Below are 20,557 nucleotides of genomic sequence, written 5' to 3'. Positions count from 1 at the left end.
CGCATGATCGCCATTGAGAACGTCAGCAAACACTACGGCACCTTCCAGGTCCTGAAGAACTGCACGACCACCGTGCGGAAGGGGGAGGTCGTGGTGGTCTGCGGCCCCTCCGGCTCGGGCAAGTCGACGCTGATCAAGTGCGTCAACGGGCTGGAGCCCTTCCAGTCCGGCCGCATCCAGGTGGACGGCATCGACGTCGGCGGGCGCGGCACCAACATGACGGCGCTGCGCGCCCGCGTCGGCATGGTGTTCCAGAATTTCGAGCTGTTCCCCCACCTGACCATCATGCAGAACCTGACCCTGTCGCAGCGCAAGGTGCTGGGCCGCCCGACGGCGGAGGCCGAGGCCAAGGGCGAGGCGCTGCTGACGCGGGTCGGGCTGGGCAATCAGGCGCACAAGTATCCCGGCCAACTCTCCGGCGGGCAGCAGCAGCGCGTCGCCATCGCCCGCGCGCTGGCGATGGACCCGATCGCCATCCTGTTCGACGAGCCGACCTCCGCGCTCGACCCGGAGATGATCAACGAGGTGCTCGACGTCATGGTCGAGCTGGCCAACGAGGGCATGACGATGATCTGCGTCACCCACGAGATGGGCTTCGCCCGCAAGGTCGCCCACCGGGTGATCTTCATGGACCATGGCAGCATCATCGAGGACTGCACCAAGACCGAATTCTTCGAGACCCAGCGCTCGGAGCGCGCCACCCAGTTCCTCGCCAAGATCCTGCAACACTGAGGAGAGCGCCGCACCGCATCCCGCCATCCGGACGGATCGCTCAGAACCTTTGCAGGACAACGATTCGTCTGCTTTGTTAGGAAGCAATCAGCGTCAGGTGGCAGGACTTGGTATGAGCACGGACATGGACGGCCCGAAAACCGCGAGCCCGGCAACCGCCGGCGTGAATCTGGCGAGCATGGCCTACCGGACCATCCTGGAGATGATCCTCGACCGCCGCATCCCCAGCGGCGAGGTGATCGTCGAGGACCGGCTGGCCACCGCGCTCAGCATCTCGCGCACGCCGATCCGCGAGGCGCTGGTCCGGCTGGCCAGCGAGGGGCTGATCCGCAAGGAGTTCAATCGCCCCTACCGGGTGCGCGAGGTCTCCAACCGCGAGTATTTCCAGAGCATGCGCCTGCGCGAGATCCTGGAGGGGGAGGCGATCGCCGCCGCCGCGTCGCGGGTCGACCCGGCCCGCCTGCAGGCGATCAAGGCCGAGATGCTGCGGCTGCGCGACGAGCCCAAGATCCGCTTCGAGGACCATTGGGCGGCCGACGAGGAGCTGCACACCCTGATCGCCGAGGCGTCCGGCAACGCGGTGCTGGCGCAGATCATCCGCGACCTGCGGGTGACCACGCGGCTGTTCGAGCTGTCCGGCCTGCCGTCGCGCATCCGTCCCGACTGCGACGAGCATCTCGACGTCATCGCCGCCCTGGAAACCGGCGACCCGGCGCAGGCCCGCGCCGCCATGGAGGGGCACATCCGCAGCCTCGCCAAGGACGTGCTGGGCGAGATCGCCAAGAGCTGAGCAGCGTCAGGCCCCGTCGGCCTCGCGGAAGGCCGCCGTCAGGTCCCCGTAGAGGCGGCGGAACAGGCGGCGACGCGGTGCCAAGGCAGCGGCCAGGGCCGGGTCCGGCTCCACGGTGTGGCGGATCTCCAGGGGTCGGCACACGGTTTCCGGCTCCTCGCCGGTCACCGCGAGGCGGGCCAGTCGGGCCGCCCCGAAGGCCGGGCCGACCTCGCCCCCTGCCGGGTAGTCGAGCGGCCGGCCGAGCGCGCTGGCCAGGATGCGGCCCCACAGGGCGCTGCGCGCGCCGCCGCCAATCACCAGGAACCGCTCGACGCGCCCGCCGGCCTCTTCCAGGGCGTCCAGCCCGTCGGCGAAGGCGAAGGCCACCCCCTCCAGCACCGAGCGGGCGAGCGCCCCGCGGTCGGTGTCATGGGTCAGGCCGAAGAACACGCCCTTGGCGTGCGGGTCGTTGTGCGGTGTGCGCTCCCCCGACAGATAGGGCAGGAAGACCAGCGCGCCGGGGTCGCCGCCATGAGACTCGGCCTCGCGCAGCAGCGACGCCTCGTCCACGGCGCCGGTCAGGCGGGCGGCGAAGGACAGGCAGCTCGCCGCGCTCAGCATCACCGACATCTGGTGCCAGCGGCCGGGCAGGGCGTGGCAGAAGGCGTGCACCCCGCGCTCGGGATTGGGGGCGAAGCGCTCGCCGCTGACGAACAGCACGCCCGAGGTGCCCAGCGACAGGAAGGCGCTGCCCGGCGCCACCACCCCGACCCCCACGGCACCGGCGGCGTTGTCGCCGGCCCCGGCCGCCACCACGGTTCCCGGCGGAACGCCCCACTCGGCGGCGACCTCCGCCCGCAGCGCGCCGGTGGGCTGGCATCCTTCGTACAGCCTCGGCATGTGCGCCTCGCCGAGCCCCGTGGCGGCCAGCAGCTCGTCCGACCACGCGCGTCGGCCGACGTCCAGCCACAGCGTGCCGGCGGAATCCGAGAGGTCCGAGGCGTGGTCGCCGGTCATGCGCAGGCGCAGCCAGTCCTTGGGCAGCAGCACCTTGGCGACCGCCGTGAACAGGTCCGGCTCGTGCGTCGCGACCCACAGCAGCTTGGGCGCGGTGAAGCCGGGCATGGCGCGGTTGCCGGCGATGGCGCGCAGGTTGGGCGCGCGGCGCTCCAGCTCCGCGCATTCGGCGCCGCTGCGCCCGTCGTTCCACAGGATGGCCGGGCGCAGCACGCGGTCGCCTTTGTCGAGCAGGGTCGCCCCGTGCATCTGCCCCGACAACCCGATCCCCCGCACCGCCGCCATGGCGTCGGGATGGGCGGCGCGCAGTCCGGCGACGGCGCGGCCGGTGGCGGCCCACCAGTCCTCCGGGTCCTGCTCCGACCACAGCGGGTGCGGGCGGCTGACCTCCAACGGCGCGGTGGACTGGCCGACGAGGCGCTGTGCTTCGTCGACCAGCACCGCCTTGACGCCGGACGTCCCCAGGTCGATGCCGAGATACATGGACCCTCCCCCCCAATCAGCCGGCAGCCTCAGACAAGGCGGTTCACCAGATTCTCCAGCATCTCCTGGCGGCCCGAGCGCGGCCGTGGATCGAGGCCGAGGCCGGCGTCCGCCGCGCCGGCCAGATCCAGCCCGCCGAGGAGCCTTTGCCCGAGATCGCCCTTCCAGCCGGCGTAGCGCTCCGCGCGCAGGCTGCGCAGCCGGCCGTCCTCGACGAGGCGCGCCCCGGCCAACAGCGCGCGGGCCAGCGTGTCGATGCCGCCGACATGGGCGTGCAGCAGGTCGTCCGGCGCGACGCTCTGGCGCCGGATCTTGGCGTCGAAGTTGAAGCCCCCGGTGGTGAAACCACCCGCCTCCAGGATGCGCGCCATGGGCAGCGCCAGCTCCACATGGTCGTTGGGGAACTGGTCGGTGTCCCAGCCGTTCTGCGGGTCGCCCCGGTTCATGTCGATGGAGCCGAAGATGCCCAGTGCCTGCGCCGTCGCCACCTCGTGCTCGAAGCTGTGGCCGGCCAGGGTGGCGTGGTTGACCTCGATGTTGACGGCGACCTCCCTCTCCAGCCCGTAGCGCTTCAGGAAGCCGTAGACCGTCGCCACATCGTGGTCGTACTGGTGCTTGGTCGGCTCCATGGGCTTCGGCTCGATCAGAATGGTGCCGGTGAAGCCGATCTTGTGCTTGTGCTCGACCACCATCGTCAGGAAGCGGCCGAGCTGGTCCAGCTCGCGCGCCATGTCGGTGTTGAGCAGCGTGTCGTAGCCCTCGCGCCCGCCCCACAGCACGTAATTGACGCCGCCCAGCCGGTGCGTCGCCTCCAGCGCATCGCGCACCTGCGCCGCGGCGCAGGCGAAGACCTCCGGGTCGGGGTTGGTGGCCGCGCCGGCCATGTAGCGGGGGTGCGAGAACAGGTTGGCGGTGCCCCACAGCAGCTTGACACCGCTGCGCTCGATGCAGCCCTGCAACCGCTCGGTCAGGCGGGCGAAGGTCGCCTGGGTTTCCCGCAGGGAGCCCATCTCGGGCGCCACGTCGCGGTCGTGGAAGGTGAAGAAGGGTGCGCCGAGCTTCTCGAACAGCTCGAACGCCACATCCATCTTCGTCTCGGCCAGCGCCACCGGATCGCCGGCGCGCATCCAGGGCCGGTCCAGCGTGCCGCCGCCGAAGGGATCGGAACCGGGCCAGCAGAAGCTGTGCCAGTAGCAGACGGCGACGCGCAGGTGGTCGGCCATCCGCCGGCCCAGGACCATGCGGTCGGGGTCGTACCAGCGGTAGGCGAGCGGGGTGTCGCTGTCCGGCCCCTCGTAGCGGATGCGCTCGACGCCGGTGAAATAGGCTTCGGTCATGGCAAATCCTTTCAAATCTCGACCCAGGCGGCGTCCCGGCGGCTCGATTCCACGGCGGCGTGGATGAAGCGCACGCCGCGCACGCCGTCCCGGACGGTGGGGACGAGGGCCGTTTGCTCACCGGCGGCGGCACCGCCCATGCGGGCGACGATCAGGTCGGCGGTGTCGCGGTAGATCTGGGCGAAGCCTTCCAGATAGCCTTCGGGATGGCCTGAGGGGATGCGCGTGGCGTGCGCCGCCGCTTCATCCGATCCGGGGCCGCCGCGGGTGATGGTGCGCGGCGGCTCGCCGAGCGGGCTGAAGCGCAGGTGGTTCGGCTGCTCCTGGAACCACTCCAGCCCGCCCTTGTCGCCGTAGACGCGCAGGCGCAGCCCGTTCTCATGGCCGGGCGCCACTTGGCTCGCCCACAGCATGCCGCGCGCGCCGTTGCCGAAGCGCAGCATCATATGCGCGTTGTCGTCGAGCCGGCGCCCCTCCACGAAGGCGGTCAGGTCGGCGGCGATCCGCGTGCAGCGCAGGCCGGTGACGAACTCCGCCAGCTGGAAGGCGTGGGTGCCGATGTCGCCGACGCAGCCGGCGATGCCGCTGCGCGCCGGGTCGGTCCGCCATTCCGCCTGCTTCTGCCCGCTCTCCTCCAGCCGGGTGCTCAGCCAGTCCTGCGGGTATTCGACCTGCACGACGCGGAGGGCGCCCAGGTCACCGGCCGCCACCATGGCGCGGGCCTGCCGCACCATCGGGTAGCCCGTGTAGTTGTGGGTCAGCGCGAAGACGAGGCCGCTGCGCTCCACCGCCGCCGCCAGATCCTCCGCGTCCTCCACCGTGGTGGTCAGCGGCTTGTCGCAGATGACGTGGATGCCCGCCTCCAGGAACGCCTTGGCGGCGTCGTGGTGGAGGTGGTTGGGCGTGACGATGCTGACCACGTCGATGCCGTCGTCGCGCGCCGCCTCGGCCCGCGCCATTTCCGCGAAGCTGGCGTAGCAGCGCTCCGGCGGCAGGAACAGGTCGGCGCCGCTGGCTTGGCAGCGCTCCGGGTCGGACGAGAGCGCCCCGGCCCGCAGCTCGTAACGGTCGTCGAGGCGCGCGGCGATGCGGTGCACCGCCCCGATGAAGGCGCCCCGCCCGCCGCCGACCATGCCCAGACGCAGCCGGCGGTTTGGCCCGGAGGCCGTCTTCCCTTCGATGGTCATGATCTCCTCCCGCTCAGCCGATGCCGAGCATGCGCCGGTTGGCCGCCTCGTCGGTGCCGGCCCCGGCGAAGTCGTCGAAGGCCTTCTCGGTCACCCGGATGATGTGCGCGTCGATGAACCGCGCGCCCTCGGCGGCCCCCTGCTCGGGGTGCTTCATGGCGCACTCCCACTCCAGCACCGCCCAGCCGTCGAAGCCGTACTGGGTCAGCTTGGAGAAGATGCCGCCGAAATCGACCTGCCCGTCGCCGAGCGAGCGGAAGCGCCCGGCCCGGCCGATCCAGGGCTGGTAGCCGGAATAGACGCCCTGGCGCGGGGACGGGTTGAACTCCGCGTCCTTGACGTGGAACATCATGATCCGCTCGTGATAGACGTCGATGTAGCCGAGATAGTCGAGCTGCTGCAGCACGAAGTGGCTGGGGTCGTAGAGGATGTTGCAGCGCGGGTGGTTGCCGACGCGCTCCAGGAACATCTCGAAGGTGGCGCCGTCGAACAGGTCTTCGCCGGGATGGATCTCGTAGCAGAGGTCCACCCCCGCCGCGTCGAAGGCGTCGAGGATCGGCCGCCAGCGCCGCGCCAACTCGTCGAAGGCGGTTTCGATCAGCCCCGCCGGGCGCTGCGGCCAGGGGTAGACGTAGGGCCAGGCCAGCGCGCCGGAGAAGGTGACGTGCGCCGTCAGCCCCAGGTTGGCCGAGGCCTTGGCCGCCATCAGCAACTGGTTGACCGCCCATTCCTGGCGGGCCTTCGGGTTGCCGCGCACCTCCGGTGCGGCGAAGCCGTCGAAGGCCTCGTCATAGGCCGGGTGCACGGCGACGAGCTGCCCCTGGAGGTGGGTGGACAGCTCGGTGATCTGCACGCCGGCCTCGGCCAGCACGCCCTTCACCTCGTCGCAGTAGCCCTTGCTCTCCGCGGCCCGGGCGAGGTCGAACAGGCGGCCGTCCCAGGACGGGATCTGCACGCCCTTGAAGCCCAGCCCGGCGGCCCAGGAGCCGATGGCCGGAAGGCTGTTGAACGGCGCCGCGTCCCCCGCGAACTGCGCGAGGAAGATCGCCGGCCCCTTGATCGTCTTCATGATGGGTCTCCCCATGAGTGTGCTGGTGTTCCCTCCACCGCCAAAGGCGGGGGAGGGCCAGGGAGGGGGCAGAGGTTCTTAGAACGGCGAGTCCGGGTAGTAGTATTTCGCGGCGTTCTCCGGGGTCACCAGCGTCGCCTCGATGATGTATTCCTTCTGGATCGGCGCCTTCTCCACCAGATGCCTGGCGGTGATCTCCATGGCCTCGGCGATCATCGCGGGCGGGTAGAGGACGTCGGCGGGGACCAGCACGTCCTTGTCCATGACGCGCTTGATCATGTCCTTCATGCCGGCGCCGCCGAGGATGAACATCTCCTTCTCGCGGCCGGCCTGCTTGACCGCCTCGATGACGCCGAGCGCGATGTCGTCGTCCTGCGCCCACACCGCGTCGATCTTCGGGAAGCGGGACAGGAAGTCCTGCATCACCTTGAAGCCGTCATCGCGGTTCCAGTTGGCGTACTGCATCCCCAGCACCTTGATCTGGGTGCCCTCGATCTCCTTCATGAAGGCGTCGACGCGCTGGTTGTCGATCACGGTCGGGATGCCGCGCAGCACCACGATGTCGCCCTTGCCGCCCATCTTCTCCTTCATGAACCGGGCGGAGACCTCGCCCATCTGCGGGTTGTTGCCGGCGACGTAGAGGTCCTGGATCGACGGGTCGGTCAGGCCGCGGTCCACCACCGTGACGAACTTGCCGGCCTGCTTGACGGCGCGCACGGGGTCGGTCATCGGCGCGGACTCGAAGGGCAGGATGACCAGCGCGTCGATCCGCTGCACCGAGACCAGATCCTCCAGGTCGTTGGCCTGACGGCCGACGTCGCGGGCGGTGACGATCACCACGTCGAGGTTCGGGTACTGCTTCTCCAGCCGCTTCTCGGCCTGCTGGGCGTGCCAGTTGAGGCCGCCGGCCCAGCCGTGCGTCGCGGCGGGGATGGACACGCCCATCTTGATCTTCTGCTGCGCCCAGCCGGCGACCGGTGCCACCATCAGGCCCGCGGCCAGCGCCGCGGCCAGACCGAAACGGAACGTCATGGTCGATTCCTCCCTCTTCGTGTTTTTTCAGCGACGCGCCACGGTCCCCCGTTGCAGGAGCACCGCGACGATGATGATGACCCCCTGGATGGTGCCGTTCAGGTAGACGCTGATGGCGCCGGTCAGGTTGAGGATGTTGTCGATCAGCGTGAGCATGACGGCGCCCACCACCGTGCCCCAGATGCGGCCGTAACCGCCCTTCAGCATGGTGCCGCCGATGATGACGGCGGCGATGGCCTCCAGCTCCCACAGCAGGCCCGTGGTGGCCGAGGCCGAGCCCAGCCGCGGCACGTAGATCACCACCGCGATGGCGACGCAGATGCCCTGCAGGACAAAGGCCAGCAGCTTGACCCGGTCCACGTTGATCGCCGAATAGCGCGCCACGTCCTCGCTGGAGCCGATGGCGGCGCAGTAGCGGCCGAAGCGCGTGCGGTACATGATCAGCGCGCCGATCAGCGCCACCACCGCGAAGGCCAGGATCGGGTAGGAGATGCCGAAGACGCCGCCGTAATAGACGGGCCGGTAGATCGTGCGGATCTCCGAATTCAACGACAGCGTACCGCCGTCGGCGATGTAGGTGACCAGGGATCGGAAAATGCCCATGGTCCCCAGCGTGACGATGAACGCCTCCATCCTCCCTTTGGTCACCAGCAGCCCGTTGACCAGCCCCGCCGCCAGCCCGAGCCCCAGCGCCACCAGGACGCCGATCAGGATGACCGGCAGCCCGGCGCCCATGGAGCCGACCAGCGCGTTCATCACCACGATCATGACGCCCGACGCGAAGGCGGCCAGCGAGCCGACCGACAGGTCGATCCCGCCGGCGGTGATGACGAAGGTGGCCCCGACCGCGATGATGCCGATGAAGGCGGTGCGGGTCAGCACGTTGCCGATGTTGCCGGGGCTGAGGAACACCGGGTTGACGATGGTGCCCAGCACGATCAGCGCGGCCAGCGCCAGGAACGGCCCGTAGAGTTTCAGATCGAAGCCGGAGGAGGGCTTCCGCGCGGCCTCAGGCATGACCGACGGCGTCATGCGCGTCTCCTTTTGATGTGAAGCCCTTCAGGCCGGTGGCGTAGCGGACGATCTCGCCCTCCTCGACCTCGTCACCTTCCAAAATGCCGGTCACCACGCCCGAGCGCATGACCACCACCCGGTGCGACAGCCCGATGATCTCGGGCATTTCCGAGGAGATCAGCATCACCGACCCGCCCCGGCGGGCGAACTCGTGCAGGAACTGGTAGATCTGCTGCTTGGTCCCGATGTCGATGCCGCGCGTCGGCTCGTCGACGATCAGGATCTCCGGATCGACCTGCATGGTCTTGGCGAGCAGCAGCTTCTGCTGGTTGCCGCCGCTGAGGCTGCCGACCGGCACGTCCAGCGTCCGGACGCGGATGTCGAACTCCGTCACCGCGCGCTCCAGCGCCGCGGCCTCCCGCCGCTCGTCGACGAAGACCCGGCCGTAGCGGTCCAGCGCCAGCAGCGTCAGGTTCGGCTGCAAACCCTTGGCGAGCAGCAGGCCCTTGCCCTTGCGGTCCTCGGTCAGGTAGGCGATGCCGGCCGCCACCGCGTCCTCCAGGCGGCGGACGCGCAGCGGCTCCCCGTTGCGGAACAGCGTGCCGGCGGTGCGGCGGCGCAGGCCGAGCAGCCCTTCCGCCAGTTCCGTCCGTCCGGCGCCGATCAGCCCGGCAAAGCCCAGGATCTCGCCGCGGCGCAGGTCGAAGCCGGCGCCCCGCACCCAGCCGGGAACGTCTATTCCCCGTGCTTCCAGCACCATGGGAGCGTCCGGCGCCGGCGGGGTCTTGGCCGGGAACAGGTCGCTGATCGCCCGCCCGACCATCAGCTGGGCGATGCCGTCCTCCGTCAGCTCGGCGGTCGGGCGGGTGGCGATGTGATGGCCGTCGCGCAGAACCGTGACCCGGTCGGTGATGGCCCGCACCTCGTCCAGCTTGTGCGAGGTGTAGACGATCCCCACCCCCTGCTCGCGCAGCCGGCGGATCAGGCCGAACAGCACGGCGGATTCGGTGCCGGTCAGCACCGCCGTCGGCTCGTCCATGATGAGGACGCGGACCTCGCGCGACATCGCCTTGGCGATCTCGACCATCTGCCGCTCCGACACGGCGAGGTCGCGCACCCGCGCGCGCGGGTCCACCGGGCATTCCAGCTCCGCCAGGACGGCGCGGGACCGCTCGCGCATGGCGCGCTTGTCGAGGAAGGGGCCGCGCCGCAGCTCGCGCCCGAGAAAGATGTTCTCCTCCACCGTCAGGTGTTCGGCGAGGTTGAATTCCTGGTGGATCAGCACGACGCCCGCCGCCTCGGCGGCGCCGATGCCGGAGAAGCTCACCGGGCGCCCATCCACGCGCACGGCGCCCGAGGTCGGCTGGTGAAAGCCGGACAGGATCTTCATCAGCGTCGATTTGCCGGCCCCGTTCTCGCCGACCAGGGCGTGCACCTCACCATGCCGAACGGTGAAATCCACGCCATGGAGGACCTCGACGGGCCCAAAGCTCTTCGTGACGCCGAACGCTGCCAAAAGCGGCTCGGCCATGGGGTCGCCCCCTCCCTGGATTGCGGCTTCTCGTGTGGCCGCGAATTAGATAGACGGTCTAACAAATGGAAGCGTATGATTCGAATCAGCCCGCGTCAAGCCATGTCGGGGCGACATTCCCCACCTTTTCGGTGTATGCCCCGCCCGGCGCCCGACGATTGCCGCCAGACGCGCGAGACAGGAATCCGCATGCTGCCAAGGGTCAACTCGGCCGCGATCCGCCGCCTCAACATGGTCCGCGTTTTCCACGCGCTGCGGGAGAACCCGAGCTGCGCGCAGCGCGACCTCAGCCGGCTGACCGGCCTGGACAAGGCGACGACCTCGGCCATCGTGGCGCAGATGATCGAGGAGGGGCTGGTCGAGCGGAGCGAGGCGCCGCGCGCCCGCCGCATCGGCCGGCCGGAGACGGCGCTCGGCATCGCCCCGTCGGCCGGGCTGCTGGTGGGCGCCCGGCTGGAGCCGGGAACGATCCGCATCGTCTCCACCACGCTGGCCGGCACGGTGGTGGAGCAGTCGCAGATCCCCGGCAGCACCGACCTCGCCACGGCGCTGCGCCGGCTGCACGAGGGGATCGACGCGGTCGTGGCGGCGAGCCGGCCGGAGGGCGGGGCGGCACCGCCGCCCCTGCGCGGCATCGGCATCGGCATTCCGGCGCTGATGGACCGCGAGGGCCGGCTCGTGCTGGCGCCCAACCTGGGCTGGCGCGACACGCCGATCCGCCCGCTGCTGGAGGAGGCGTTGGGCGCGCCGGTCCATGTCGACAACGACACCAAGGCCGCCGCCATGGCCGAGCGGCTGTTCGGCGCCTGCCGGGGCGTGGAGGACTTCGTCTATCTGACCGGCCATTCGGGCGTCGGCGGCGGGCTGTTCCTCGGCGGGCGGCTGTACCGCGGCGCGCAGGGCTTCGCCGGTGAGATCGGGCACCTGACCGTCGTGCCGGGCGGCCGTCCCTGCGGCTGCGGCAAGCGGGGCTGCCTGGAAACCTACGTCTCGGAAACCTCGATCCTCGCCCAGGCCGGCGAGCGGGCGCGCGCTCTGCCCGACCTCTGGGCTGCCGCCGCCGCCGCGCGCGATGGCGACACGGTTGTGCGGACCCTTCTGGAAGAAGCGGGCTCGCACCTCGGCTTCGCGCTGTCGCATCTGGTCAATCTGGTGAATCCGGGTTTGGTGGTGCTGGGCGGCAATCTGTCGATCGTCGCGGAGTTGGTCCTTCCGACGCTGAACGCCGCCCTCGACGAGCACGCGTTGGAACCGTTGCGCCGCGATCTGCGGCTTCTGGTCTCGCCGCTCGGTCCGGACGCCGTGCCCATGGGGGGAATCGCGCTGGCCATGGATGGCTTTCTGTCGGTGCCCGGACCGATCCTTTAGGGACGTGCGCGAACGCGCCGATGCGGCAAAAAGCTTTCCACCTCAAGCTGAAAATCCCTGTGGAGGCGCGCGGCCGGTCTGATAGGCTGGATGCCCTTGAAGGCGTTGCCTGCAAGCGAATGGACTGGTGGATGATGAGGAAGCCAAGCCGGTGGCTGCTCAAGGCCGCAATCGCTCTGTCCGTCGCCGTGATCCTGTATGGAGTGTGGTCGCTTCTGCAACCCAGAGGCCTGCCTGCCGGTCTGGCCAGCGGCAACGGCCGGATCGAGGCGGTCGAGATCGACATCGCCACGAAAACCGCCGGGCGGGTCGAGGACATCCTGGTCGATGAGGGTGATTTCGTCACCGCCGGGCAGGTGCTCGCCCGGATGGACACCGACGTGCTCCAGGCCCAGGCCAAGCAGGCCGAAGCGCAGAAGCAACAGGCGGTCATCGGCGTCGAGACCGCCCGCCATCAGGTGCTCCAGCGCCAAGCCGAACGGCAGTCGGCGCAATCCCTGGTGGCCCAGCGCGAGGCCGAGCGGGACGTCGCCCAGAAGCAGCTCGCCCGGTCCGAGGAGCTGGAAGCGCGCGGCACGACATCGCGGCAGGTCCTCGACACCGACCGCGCCCGCTTCGAAAGCGCGAACGCCGCGGTCAGCGCGGCCAAGGCGCAGGTCGCCGCGGCCGACGCCGCCATCGCCACGGCCGAGGCCCAGGTCGTCAACGCCCATGCGGCGGTCGACGCCGCCGCGGCCACCATCGAGCGCATCCAGGCCGACATCAAGGACAGCACCCTCCGCTCGCCGCGCGACGGCCGGGTGCAGTTCCGGGTGGCGCAGCCGGGCGAGGTGCTCGGCGCCGGCGGGCGGGTGCTGAACATGGTCGATCTCAGCGACGTCTACATGACCTTCTTCCTGCCGACGGAATCCGCCGGGCGGGTGAGGATCGGCACCGAGGTGCGGATCGCGCTCGACGCCTTCCCGCAATACGTCATTCCCGCCAAGGCCACCTTCGTCGCCGACGTCGCCCAGTTCACCCCGAAGACCGTGGAGACCGCCAGCGAACGCCAGAAGCTGATGTTCCGGATCAAGGCCCAGATCCCGCCCCCGCTGCTCAAGAAATACATCCGTGACGTGAAGACCGGCTTGCCGGGGGTGGCCTATGTGCGGATCGATCCGGACACCGAATGGCCGGCCAACCTGCAGAACCTCGTGCCATGAGCGGTGCCGCCGACCGCTCCGCCGCATCACCCGTCGCGCGTCTGCGGGACGTTCGTCTGATGTACAAAAAGGTCCGGGCCATCGACGGGGTCAGTCTGGACGTTCCGGCGGGGCGCGTCTCGGGGCTGATCGGTCCCGACGGGGTCGGCAAGTCGAGCCTGCTGTCGCTGATGTCGGGCGCGCGTGCCCTGCAGGAAGGGACGGTCGAGGTGCTGGGCGGCAGCATGGCCCAGGCGCGCCACCGCCGCGCCGTGTGTCCCCGCATCGCCTACATGCCGCAGGGCCTCGGCAAGAACCTCTACCCGACGCTGTCGATCGCCGAGAATCTCGACTTCTTCGGGCGGTTGTTCGGTCAGGACCGGGCCGAACGCGGGCGCCGCGTCGCCGACCTGACGCGCAGCACCGGTCTGGCGCCGTTCCTCGACCGGCCTGCCGGCAAGCTGTCCGGCGGCATGAAGCAGAAGCTCGGCCTGTGCTGCGCGCTCATCCACGATCCGGACCTGCTGATCCTCGACGAGCCGACCACCGGCGTGGACCCGCTCTCGCGGCGGCAGTTCTGGGAACTGATCGACCGCATCCGGGCGGACCGTCCCGGCATGAGCGTGGTGGTGGCCACCGCCTACATGGAAGAGGCGGCGCGCTTCGACTGGCTCGTCGCCATGGACGAGGGGCGCGTGTTGGCCACCGGCAGCCCGCGGGAGCTGCTCGACCGCACCGGAACCGCGACGCTGGAGGAGGCCTTCGTCGCGCTGATGCCCGAGGAGAAGCGCCGCGGCCACAAGGCCGTCGCGATCGTGCCGCGCACGGGAGACGCAAGCGACATCGCCATCGAGGCGAAGGGCCTGACCATGCGCTTCGGCGGTTTCGTGGCGGTCGACCATGTCAGCTTCCGCATACCGCGCGGCGAGATCTTCGGCTTCCTCGGCTCCAACGGCTGCGGCAAGACGACGACGATGAAGATGCTGACCGGCCTGCTCCAGCCGAGCGACGGCGAGGCCCGGCTGTTCGGGCAGCCGGTGGAGGCCCGCAATATCGAGACCCGGCGGCGCGTCGGCTACATGTCCCAGTCCTTCTCGCTCTATTCGGAGCTGACGATCCGGCAGAACCTGGAACTGCACGCCCGCCTGTTCCAGGTGCCGGAGGACGTCCTGCCCCGCCGGGTCGCGGCGGTGGCGGAACGCTTCGGCCTCGCCGACGCGATGGAGGCGTTGCCGGACCGGCTGCCGCTCGGCCAGCGCCAGCGCCTGTCCCTCGCCGTCGCGATGGTCCATGAGCCCGCCCTGCTCATCCTGGACGAGCCGACGTCGGGCGTCGACCCCATCGCGCGCGACGCCTTCTGGGAGATCATGATCGGGCTGGCGCGCCGGGACCGGGTGACGATCTTCATCTCGACCCATTTCATGAACGAGGCCGAACGCTGCGACCGCATTTCGCTGATGCACGCCGGCCGCGTGCTGGTCAGCGACACGCCGGCGGCGCTCGTCGCGAAGCGCGGCGCCGCGACGCTGGAGGAGGCCTTCATCGGCTATCTGGAGGACGCCGTGGCGGAACGCCGGGACAGCGACGCGGCAGCGGCTCCTGACGATCGCCGACAGCTTCCCTCGCCCGCCGCCCCTCCCGGCGAACGCGCGGAAGGCCGATTCTTCAACCCGCGGCGCATGCTCAGCTACTCGCTCCTGGAGGCGCTGGAGTTGCGGCGCGATCCCATCCGGGCAACGCTCGCCCTGGTCGGCAGCCTCCTGCTGATGGTCATCATGGGCTACGGCATCAACATGGATGTGGAGGACCTGTCCTTCGCGGTCCTGGACCGGGACCAGACGACGGTGAGCCGCGACTACGCGCTCAACCTCGCGGGCTCCCGCTATTTCGTCGAACGGGCGCCGATCATCGACTACGAGGATCTCGACCGGCGCATGCGGGCGGGGGATCTCTCCCTGGCGCTGGAAATCCCGCCGGGCTTCGGGCGTGACGTCGCCCGCGGGCGCCAAGTCCAGATCGGGGCGTGGATCGACGGTTCCATGCCGACGCGGGCCGAGACGGTCAACGGATACGTGCAGGGCATGCACAGCCAATGGCTGGCCTCCCGAACCAGCACGCCCAGCCTCGCCACCATAGAGACCCGCTTCCGCTACAACCCGGACGTCGAGAGCCTGAAGGCCATCGTGCCGGCGGTCATCCCGATCCTGCTGCTGCTGATCCCGGCGATGCTGGCGGCGCTCAGCGTGGTGCGCGAGAAGGAACTCGGCTCGATCATCAACCTCTATGTCACGCCGGTCACCAGGCTGGAGTTCCTGCTCGGCAAGCAACTGCCCTATGTCGGGCTGGCCATGCTCAACTTCCTGCTGATGGTGGCGCTGGCGGTCACCGTCTTCGGCGTGCCGCTGACCGGGAACCTGCTGGCCCTGTCCGCCGGCGCCCTGCTCTACACCATCGCGGCGACCGCCATGGGGCTCCTGATGTCCAGCTTCATGCGCAGCCAGATCGCCGCCATCTTCGGCACCACCATCGCGACGCTGATCCCGGCGACCCAGTATTCCGGGATGATCGATCCGGTTTCGTCCCTGGGGGGAGCCGCCGCGCTCATCGGGGAGGTCTACCCGACCACCCATTTCCTGACCGTGTCGCGGGGCGTCTTCTCGAAAGCCCTGGGCTTCGGGGATCTGCACGCCGCCTTCGTCGCGCTGCTGATCGCCGCGCCGGTCCTGATCGGCGTGAGCGCGCTGCTGCTGAAGAAGCAGGAGACCTGACCGATGCAGGTGTCCAACATCCTGAACCTCGGCATCAAGGAGCTGCGCAGCCTCGCCCGCGACCCAATGCTGCTGATCCTCATCGTCTATTCCTTCACCGTCGCGATCTACACCGCGGCGACCGCCATACCGGAGACGCTCAACAAGGCGGCGATCGCCGTCGTCGACGAGGACCGCTCACCCCTGTCGGCCCGCATCGTCGGCGCCTTCTACCCGCCCTTCTTCCTGCCGCCGGTCCTGATCACGCCCGCCGAGATGGATGCCCGCATGGATGCCGGGCTCGACACCTTCGCGCTCGACATTCCGCCCGACTTCCAGCGCGACGTCCTCGCCGGGCGCCAGCCGGCGATCCAGCTCAACGTCGATGCGACCCGGATGACCCAGGCCTTTTCCGGGAGCGGCTACGTCCAGCAGATCGTCGGCGGGGAGGTCAACGCCTTCGTGCAACGCTACCGTGGGGAACAGGCCCTTCCGGTCGATCTCGCCCTGCGGGTCCGCTTCAACCCCGAGATGAACAAGGGCTGGTTCGGATCGGTGATCGAGGTGATCAACCAGGTCACGATGCTGTCGATCATCCTGACCGGCGCCGCCCTGATCCGGGAGCGCGAGCACGGCACCATCGAGCATCTGCTCGTGATGCCCGTCACACCCTTCGAGATCATCGTCGGCAAGATCTGGTCGATGGCCCTGGTCGTGCTCGTTGCCTGCGCCGTCTCGCTGGTCATTGTCGTTCAGGGGCTGCTGGCGGTTCCCATCGGCGGCTCCGTCACCCTGTTCCTCGCCGGGGCCGCGCTGCACCTGTTCGCCGCCACGTCGATGGGGGTCTTCCTGGGGACGGTGGCCCGCAGCATGCCGCAGTTCGGCATGCTGCTGATCCTGGTGATGGTGCCGCTGCAGATGCTGTCGGGGGGCATGACGCCGCGCGAAAGCATGCCCGCACTCGTTCAGGACGTGATGCTCGCCGCGCCGACGACGCACTTCGTCACGCTGGCCCAGGCCATCCTGTACCGCGGTGCCGGCCTCGATGTGGTCTGGCCGCAATTCCTGGCGCTCATCGGGATCGGCGTGGCCTTGTTCAGCCTGTCGCTGGCGCGGTTCCGCAAGGCCATCAACCAGATGTCGTGAGCCGTCGCCGGGGGCAGAACCTGTTTCAGCCGCCAAACCGCCCGGGAGATGGGGCCAGCTCACATTCGTGGTGCGGTTCAGCTTCCCAGACGATTGGTGCGGACCTGCAGCAGATGCTCCTGCAGGTCCGCACGGGCCTGATCCCCGTCACGGTCCTTGAGCGCGCTGACGATGCGCCGGTGCTGCTCCTCATAGACGGCGCACCGCGCCGGCGTGAGGCTGCGCACCTTCAGCCGTGCCCATTCCGGCTGGTTCCGGATGGCGTTGATCGCGTCGCAGACGTCCGCCAGCAAGCCGTTCTTGGCCGCGCCGATGATCGCCACATGCAGCATGCCGTCCCAGCGCTCGAATTCCGGAACGTCCTGGGCGCGCTCGGCATGGGCCAAACATTCCTCCATCCGGTGGAGATCCGCCGCGGTGGCCCGACGGCAGCCAGCTCCGCCGCCTGCGGCTCGACCATCAGCCGCAGTTCCATGATTTCCGCCGGGCTGTCTGGCCGACCTGCTGCTGGTCGATGGCGATCCTCTCGCGGACGTCACCCATCCTGCAGGACCGGAAGCGCCTCCTGGCGATCATGAAGGACGGCATCTTCCACAAGGCGCCGGAAGCCCCGGCCCCGCGCGCGAGCGCGTCTGAAACCAAACCCGACCCGGCCGTTGTACACGGCGCCGCACTTCCCCCTGCAGGCGCCCGACCACCTCATCGAGAAGTACAAGGACACCTACAAGGCGGGATACGAGGCAAGGCGGGATACGAGGCCATTCGGAACGAGCGGTTCAAGCGCATGCAGGCGGCAGGGCTGATCCCGGCAAACATGACGCCGTCCGAGCCGCCCGCGCTCTGGCCGAAATGGGAGCAGCTTTTCCAGCAGCAGAAGGACGTCGAAGCGCGCCGGATGGCGGTTTACGCGGCCATGGTCGATTCCCTGGACCAGAACATCGGCAGGCTGGTGTCCTATCTGAAGAAGATCGGCGAGTCTCGCCGAAATGAAGCCCGGCCGCTGTTCCGGCCGGGCCTTGCTGCCCGCGATCAGTCAGCCTTGTAGGCGAGCTTGCGGTCGGCCGCCGGCGGCAGGAACTGGCGGGTGAACACCTGTTCCGGCTTGGGCGTGGCGGTCAATTGGTAGCCTTCGACCATGATGCCGATCGAGCGGGCGAGGCGCGCGTCGTCCACGTCGCCAAGGCCGAGCCGCTCGACTTCGGGCGACAGGATGAGCTGCTCGTAGGAGAACTTCATGCGGGCGCGTTCAAGCTCCTCCTTGGCCAGATTGTCGTAGGCGAGGACCGCCTTCACCCCGGCCTCGGCATCCGCGCCGATCTCCACCGCCGCCTTGTTGACCGCGCGGACGAGGCCGGCCACGGCGTCCGGGTTCTCCTTGATCAGCTTCTGGGAGACCATCATGCCGTTGGAATAGAGGTCGAGGCCGAATTCGCCGAACAGCAGCCAGTTGTAGTCCTTGGCGGGGTCCTGACGGTTGTTGATCAGGTTGAACCAGCTGGTGATGTTGAAGACCAGGGCGCCGTCGATGTCGCCTTTGATCAGCATCGGCTCCTGCAGGTTCGGTCCCATGTTCTCGAGGGCGACCTTGGTCATATCGACCTTGTTGAGCGTGCCGAGCACGGTGACGAGGCGGGTGGTCGGGGTGCCCTGGGCGCCGCCCAGCTTCTTGCCGACGAGATCGGCGGGCTTGGTGATGTTGGTCGCCTTCTTCGAGACGATGGCGAAGGGCGGCTTGTTCCAGAGCTGATAGACCATGATCGGCACCTCGCCGGGGCGGGTCGCCGCGTTCTGGATGATCGCGTTGATGTCGCCGAAGCCGGCGTCATAGGCGCCCGACATGATGCGCGTCACGGTGGCCGCCGACCCTTCGCCCTGGTCGATGGTGACGTTCAGCCCTTCGGCCTTGAAGTAGCCCTTCTGCTGCGCCAGCAGGAAGGGAGCGTCGGAGCCCTGGGTCTTCCAGCCGAGGGTGAACTTGATGTTGGTTTCGGCCAACGCCGGTCCGCTCAGGCCCGGCCCGCTCAGGCAAAGACCGAGTGCGAGCGTCGAGAGAAGCTTTTTCAACATGGTAGGCTCCGTTTCGGGATGACGGTTCAGGCGGAAGCAAAGCCCTGGCGACGGGTGGCCCAGCCGGTGACGCGCGCCTCGACCAGCGAGAAGGCGACGTAGAGCAGGATGCCGAGGGCGGCGAGCAGGAAGAGGCCGGCGAAGACCAGCGGCACGTCGAAGTTCGAGGAGGCCGTCATCATCACGTTGCCGATGCCCTTGTTGGAGGCGACGGTTTCGGACAGCACGCTGCCGACGAAGGCGAAGGTGACGGCGATCTTCAGCGAGGCGAAGAAGAAGGGCATGGTGCGGGGCAACCCGACGTTCCAGAGGATGTCGAGCTTGCTGGCGCCGAGCGACTTGAGGACGTCCTCCAGCTCCGGCTCGGTGGTGGCGAGGCCGGTCGCGATGTTGACGACGATCGGGAAGAAGCACATCGCCAGGGCGGTGAGGATGGCCGGCGTCGCGCCCGATCCGAACCACAGCACGAAGATCGGCACCACGGCGACCTTGGGAATCGAGGAGAAGCCGATCAGCAGGGGATAGACCGTGTCGTAGGCGGTGCGGGAGACGCCGACGGCCGCCCCGATGACCACCCCGACGGTGACGCCCAGGGCGAAGCCGATCATCGTGGTCCAGAGGGTCTGAAGCACATGCGGCCAGAGGATGCCGAGGCGGGAGACCAGCGTCGCGAAGACCTGGGTCGGGCGGGGGAGGACCAGATCGGAGACCTGAAGGGCGAGGCAGAGGAATTCCCAGGTCGCGAAGAAGCCGAGGATGAGGATGGCGGCCCAGAGGCGGCGGCGCAGTTCGTAGCTCATGGCTCAGGCTCCGCGGATGGCGGTGTCGGTGCGCGCGTCGATGATGAGGTCGCGCAGGCGCTGATTGAGGGCGACGAAATCCGCATCGAAGGTCATCTGGATCGTGCGCGGGCGGGGAAAGTCGACGGCGCTGTCGTTGATGATGCGGCCGGGGCGGGCGCTCATCACGCAGACGCGCGAGGCGAGGAACCCCGCCTCCTTCAGGTCGTGGGTGATGAGCAGAACGGTGGGTTTGCGCTTCAGCCACAGGGATTGCATCGTCCCCCACAGCTCCTCGCGGGTGAACTGGTCGAGCGCGCCGAACGGCTCGTCGAGCAGCAGCAGGCTCGGTTCATGGATGAGGGCGCGGCAGAGGTTGGCGCGCTGCAGCATCCCGCCCGACAGTTGCCAGGGGTAATGGCCGGCGAACTTGTCGAGCCCGACATCGGCCAGCAGGGCGTGCACCCGGTCGCGATACTCCGTCTTGCGCTTGGCGCGATAATCGGAGCGGAAGGGCCGCACGATCTTCAGCGGCAGCATGACGTTCCGCTCGATGGTGAGCCAGGGCAGCATGGTCGGATTCTGGAAGGCCATGCCGATGCGCAGGGCCTTGGCCGCCACCTCGCGCCCGCCGACGAGGACGGCCCCCCGGGTCGGCTGCAGCAGGCCGGCGGTCAGCCGCAGGATCGTCGACTTTCCGCAGCCCGACGGGCCGACCAGGGCGACAAATTCGCCATCGGCGATCCGAAGGTTCGTCTCCTGCAGGGCTGGAACGGCCTTGCCCGGCTTCCCGAACGAAACGGCGGCCTGCGAAAGCTCGACGGCGATGGAAGAGCGGCCTTGCTGGATGGCTTGGGATGGGGACATGCGGCGCACCTCGTGACGGACTGATCAACTGTATGCAACAGGTGCGCCAACTTCCGGGGCCGGCCGCACTTCACGTCGGGGGTGACAGGCTTTTGGCAAGGAAAAGTGTGTACAATCAATGTATGCATTTCATTTGTGCAGGGTGGTGAAGCTGTTGCATTCAAATGCGGCACTTGGCGAGTTGAATTCCCGCCTGACCTCCCTTATGCAGAGCGGAGTGGGAGAGGG

At 68.9% G+C, this 20,557-nt stretch carries 18 protein-coding genes; 7 read left to right on the top strand and 11 right to left on the bottom strand.

Annotated features, from left to right (window positions below; all coding sequences use genetic code 11):
- The first annotated feature begins 3 nt into the window (after nucleotides 1–3).
- Nucleotides 4–732 (top strand): amino acid ABC transporter ATP-binding protein, encoded by a 729-nt coding sequence (locus tag ACFPMG_RS28880; protein ID WP_376998650.1) that lies wholly within the window; start codon nucleotides 4–6, stop codon nucleotides 730–732.
- A gap of 112 nt (nucleotides 733–844) precedes the next feature.
- Nucleotides 845–1,522, top strand: a complete 678-nt coding sequence (locus tag ACFPMG_RS28875) for a GntR family transcriptional regulator (protein ID WP_094305867.1) — start codon at nucleotides 845–847, stop codon at nucleotides 1,520–1,522.
- Nucleotides 1,523–1,528: 6 nt separating this feature from the next.
- Here ACFPMG_RS28875 and xylB read toward each other — a convergent pair whose 3' ends face one another.
- The 7 genes from xylB to ACFPMG_RS28840 all read right to left on the bottom strand — a co-directional run bounded on the left by xylB (nucleotide 1,529) and on the right by ACFPMG_RS28840 (nucleotide 10,174).
- Nucleotides 1,529–3,004: a xylulokinase gene (gene xylB, locus ACFPMG_RS28870; protein ID WP_376998648.1), complete on the bottom strand. Its 1,476-nt coding sequence runs from the start codon at nucleotides 3,002–3,004 to the stop codon at nucleotides 1,529–1,531.
- A 29-nt stretch (nucleotides 3,005–3,033) separates the two neighbouring features.
- Complete coding sequence (xylA, locus tag ACFPMG_RS28865) at nucleotides 3,034–4,341, bottom strand: xylose isomerase (protein WP_376998646.1); 1,308 nt, start codon at nucleotides 4,339–4,341, stop codon at nucleotides 3,034–3,036.
- A gap of 11 nt (nucleotides 4,342–4,352) precedes the next feature.
- Complete coding sequence (locus ACFPMG_RS28860; protein WP_376998644.1) at nucleotides 4,353–5,528, bottom strand: Gfo/Idh/MocA family protein; 1,176 nt, start codon at nucleotides 5,526–5,528, stop codon at nucleotides 4,353–4,355.
- A gap of 13 nt (nucleotides 5,529–5,541) precedes the next feature.
- Nucleotides 5,542–6,597, bottom strand: a complete 1,056-nt coding sequence (locus ACFPMG_RS28855) for a sugar phosphate isomerase/epimerase family protein (RefSeq protein ID WP_376998642.1) — start codon at nucleotides 6,595–6,597, stop codon at nucleotides 5,542–5,544.
- 78 nt (nucleotides 6,598–6,675) lie between these two features.
- Nucleotides 6,676–7,629 (bottom strand): substrate-binding domain-containing protein, encoded by a 954-nt coding sequence (locus ACFPMG_RS28850; RefSeq protein ID WP_109068972.1) that lies wholly within the window; start codon nucleotides 7,627–7,629, stop codon nucleotides 6,676–6,678.
- A gap of 27 nt (nucleotides 7,630–7,656) precedes the next feature.
- Nucleotides 7,657–8,661, bottom strand: coding sequence for an ABC transporter permease (locus ACFPMG_RS28845; RefSeq protein WP_376998639.1), 1,005 nt, complete (start codon nucleotides 8,659–8,661; stop codon nucleotides 7,657–7,659).
- Complete coding sequence (locus ACFPMG_RS28840) at nucleotides 8,639–10,174, bottom strand: sugar ABC transporter ATP-binding protein (protein ID WP_376998637.1); 1,536 nt, start codon at nucleotides 10,172–10,174, stop codon at nucleotides 8,639–8,641. Before ACFPMG_RS28840 ends, ACFPMG_RS28845 begins: the two co-directional genes overlap by 23 nt.
- A gap of 189 nt (nucleotides 10,175–10,363) precedes the next feature.
- On the opposite strand from ACFPMG_RS28840, the gene ACFPMG_RS28835 reads away from it, so the two are divergent.
- The 4 genes from ACFPMG_RS28835 to ACFPMG_RS28820 all read left to right on the top strand — a co-directional run bounded on the left by ACFPMG_RS28835 (nucleotide 10,364) and on the right by ACFPMG_RS28820 (nucleotide 16,616).
- A complete protein-coding gene (locus tag ACFPMG_RS28835) occupies nucleotides 10,364–11,542 on the top strand; it encodes an ROK family protein (RefSeq protein ID WP_376998635.1) in 1,179 nt (392 codons plus the stop codon).
- Between the two features lie 131 nt (nucleotides 11,543–11,673).
- Nucleotides 11,674–12,744, top strand: a complete 1,071-nt coding sequence (locus ACFPMG_RS28830) for an HlyD family secretion protein (RefSeq protein ID WP_376998633.1) — start codon at nucleotides 11,674–11,676, stop codon at nucleotides 12,742–12,744.
- Nucleotides 12,741–15,491: a ribosome-associated ATPase/putative transporter RbbA gene (gene rbbA / locus ACFPMG_RS28825; protein ID WP_376998631.1), complete on the top strand. Its 2,751-nt coding sequence runs from the start codon at nucleotides 12,741–12,743 to the stop codon at nucleotides 15,489–15,491. The genes ACFPMG_RS28830 and rbbA overlap by 4 nt, the downstream gene beginning before the upstream one ends.
- 3 nt (nucleotides 15,492–15,494) lie before the next feature.
- The gene (locus ACFPMG_RS28820) at nucleotides 15,495–16,616 is read left to right on the top strand and encodes an ABC transporter permease (RefSeq protein ID WP_376998629.1); all 1,122 of its coding nucleotides are present in this window, start codon (nucleotides 15,495–15,497) and stop codon (nucleotides 16,614–16,616) included.
- Between the two features lie 77 nt (nucleotides 16,617–16,693).
- Here the strand turns inward: ACFPMG_RS28820 and ACFPMG_RS28815 are convergent, their stop codons facing one another.
- A complete protein-coding gene (locus ACFPMG_RS28815) occupies nucleotides 16,694–17,014 on the bottom strand; it encodes a FadR/GntR family transcriptional regulator (protein WP_376998627.1) in 321 nt (106 codons plus the stop codon).
- 116 nt (nucleotides 17,015–17,130) lie between these two features.
- Between ACFPMG_RS28815 and ACFPMG_RS28810 the strand changes: the two genes are divergently transcribed.
- On the top strand, nucleotides 17,131–17,661 hold the full coding sequence (locus ACFPMG_RS28810; RefSeq protein ID WP_376998625.1) for a hypothetical protein: 531 nt from the start codon (nucleotides 17,131–17,133) through the stop codon (nucleotides 17,659–17,661).
- Here ACFPMG_RS28810 and ACFPMG_RS28805 read toward each other — a convergent pair.
- The 3 genes from ACFPMG_RS28805 to ACFPMG_RS28795 are packed head-to-tail and all read right to left on the bottom strand — an operon-like array spanning nucleotide 17,646 to nucleotide 20,329.
- Nucleotides 17,646–18,683: an ABC transporter substrate-binding protein gene (locus ACFPMG_RS28805; RefSeq protein ID WP_376998623.1), complete on the bottom strand. Its 1,038-nt coding sequence runs from the start codon at nucleotides 18,681–18,683 to the stop codon at nucleotides 17,646–17,648. The genes ACFPMG_RS28810 and ACFPMG_RS28805 overlap by 16 nt on opposite strands.
- Nucleotides 18,684–18,709: 26 nt before the next feature.
- Nucleotides 18,710–19,483, bottom strand: a complete 774-nt coding sequence (locus ACFPMG_RS28800; protein WP_376998621.1) for an ABC transporter permease — start codon at nucleotides 19,481–19,483, stop codon at nucleotides 18,710–18,712.
- A 3-nt stretch (nucleotides 19,484–19,486) separates the two neighbouring features.
- Nucleotides 19,487–20,329, bottom strand: coding sequence for an ABC transporter ATP-binding protein (locus ACFPMG_RS28795; protein ID WP_137140062.1), 843 nt, complete (start codon nucleotides 20,327–20,329; stop codon nucleotides 19,487–19,489).
- Between the last annotated feature and the right edge of the window lie 228 nt (nucleotides 20,330–20,557).

Origin of the sequence: Azospirillum himalayense, from assembly GCF_042657465.1 — a bacterium.
Lineage (GTDB): Bacteria > Pseudomonadota > Alphaproteobacteria > Azospirillales > Azospirillaceae > Azospirillum > Azospirillum himalayense.
The sequence above is the reverse complement of the archived record's forward strand: the minus strand, read 5'-3'. Positions and strand labels throughout refer to the sequence as shown.

Excerpts from the sequence above, each read along its gene's own strand:
- ACFPMG_RS28880 (WP_376998650.1), top strand. The coding sequence starts at position 4 with ATGATCGCCATTGAGAACGTCAGCAAACACTACGGCACCTTCCAGGTC.
- ACFPMG_RS28875 (WP_094305867.1), top strand. The coding sequence starts at position 845 with ATGAGCACGGACATGGACGGCCCGAAAACCGCGAGCCCGGCAACCGCC.
- xylB (WP_376998648.1), bottom strand. The coding sequence starts at position 3,004 with ATGTATCTCGGCATCGACCTGGGGACGTCCGGCGTCAAGGCGGTGCTG.
- xylA (WP_376998646.1), bottom strand. The coding sequence starts at position 4,341 with ATGACCGAAGCCTATTTCACCGGCGTCGAGCGCATCCGCTACGAGGGG.
- ACFPMG_RS28860 (WP_376998644.1), bottom strand. The coding sequence starts at position 5,528 with ATGACCATCGAAGGGAAGACGGCCTCCGGGCCAAACCGCCGGCTGCGT.
- ACFPMG_RS28855 (WP_376998642.1), bottom strand. The coding sequence starts at position 6,597 with ATGAAGACGATCAAGGGGCCGGCGATCTTCCTCGCGCAGTTCGCGGGG.
- ACFPMG_RS28850 (WP_109068972.1), bottom strand. The coding sequence starts at position 7,629 with ATGACGTTCCGTTTCGGTCTGGCCGCGGCGCTGGCCGCGGGCCTGATG.
- ACFPMG_RS28845 (WP_376998639.1), bottom strand. The coding sequence starts at position 8,661 with ATGACGCCGTCGGTCATGCCTGAGGCCGCGCGGAAGCCCTCCTCCGGC.
- ACFPMG_RS28840 (WP_376998637.1), bottom strand. The coding sequence starts at position 10,174 with ATGGCCGAGCCGCTTTTGGCAGCGTTCGGCGTCACGAAGAGCTTTGGG.
- ACFPMG_RS28835 (WP_376998635.1), top strand. The coding sequence starts at position 10,364 with ATGCTGCCAAGGGTCAACTCGGCCGCGATCCGCCGCCTCAACATGGTC.
- ACFPMG_RS28830 (WP_376998633.1), top strand. The coding sequence starts at position 11,674 with ATGATGAGGAAGCCAAGCCGGTGGCTGCTCAAGGCCGCAATCGCTCTG.
- rbbA (WP_376998631.1), top strand. The coding sequence starts at position 12,741 with ATGAGCGGTGCCGCCGACCGCTCCGCCGCATCACCCGTCGCGCGTCTG.
- ACFPMG_RS28820 (WP_376998629.1), top strand. The coding sequence starts at position 15,495 with ATGCAGGTGTCCAACATCCTGAACCTCGGCATCAAGGAGCTGCGCAGC.
- ACFPMG_RS28815 (WP_376998627.1), bottom strand. The coding sequence starts at position 17,014 with ATGGAGGAATGTTTGGCCCATGCCGAGCGCGCCCAGGACGTTCCGGAA.
- ACFPMG_RS28810 (WP_376998625.1), top strand. The coding sequence starts at position 17,131 with ATGGCGATCCTCTCGCGGACGTCACCCATCCTGCAGGACCGGAAGCGC.
- ACFPMG_RS28805 (WP_376998623.1), bottom strand. The coding sequence starts at position 18,683 with ATGTTGAAAAAGCTTCTCTCGACGCTCGCACTCGGTCTTTGCCTGAGC.
- ACFPMG_RS28800 (WP_376998621.1), bottom strand. The coding sequence starts at position 19,483 with ATGAGCTACGAACTGCGCCGCCGCCTCTGGGCCGCCATCCTCATCCTC.
- ACFPMG_RS28795 (WP_137140062.1), bottom strand. The coding sequence starts at position 20,329 with ATGTCCCCATCCCAAGCCATCCAGCAAGGCCGCTCTTCCATCGCCGTC.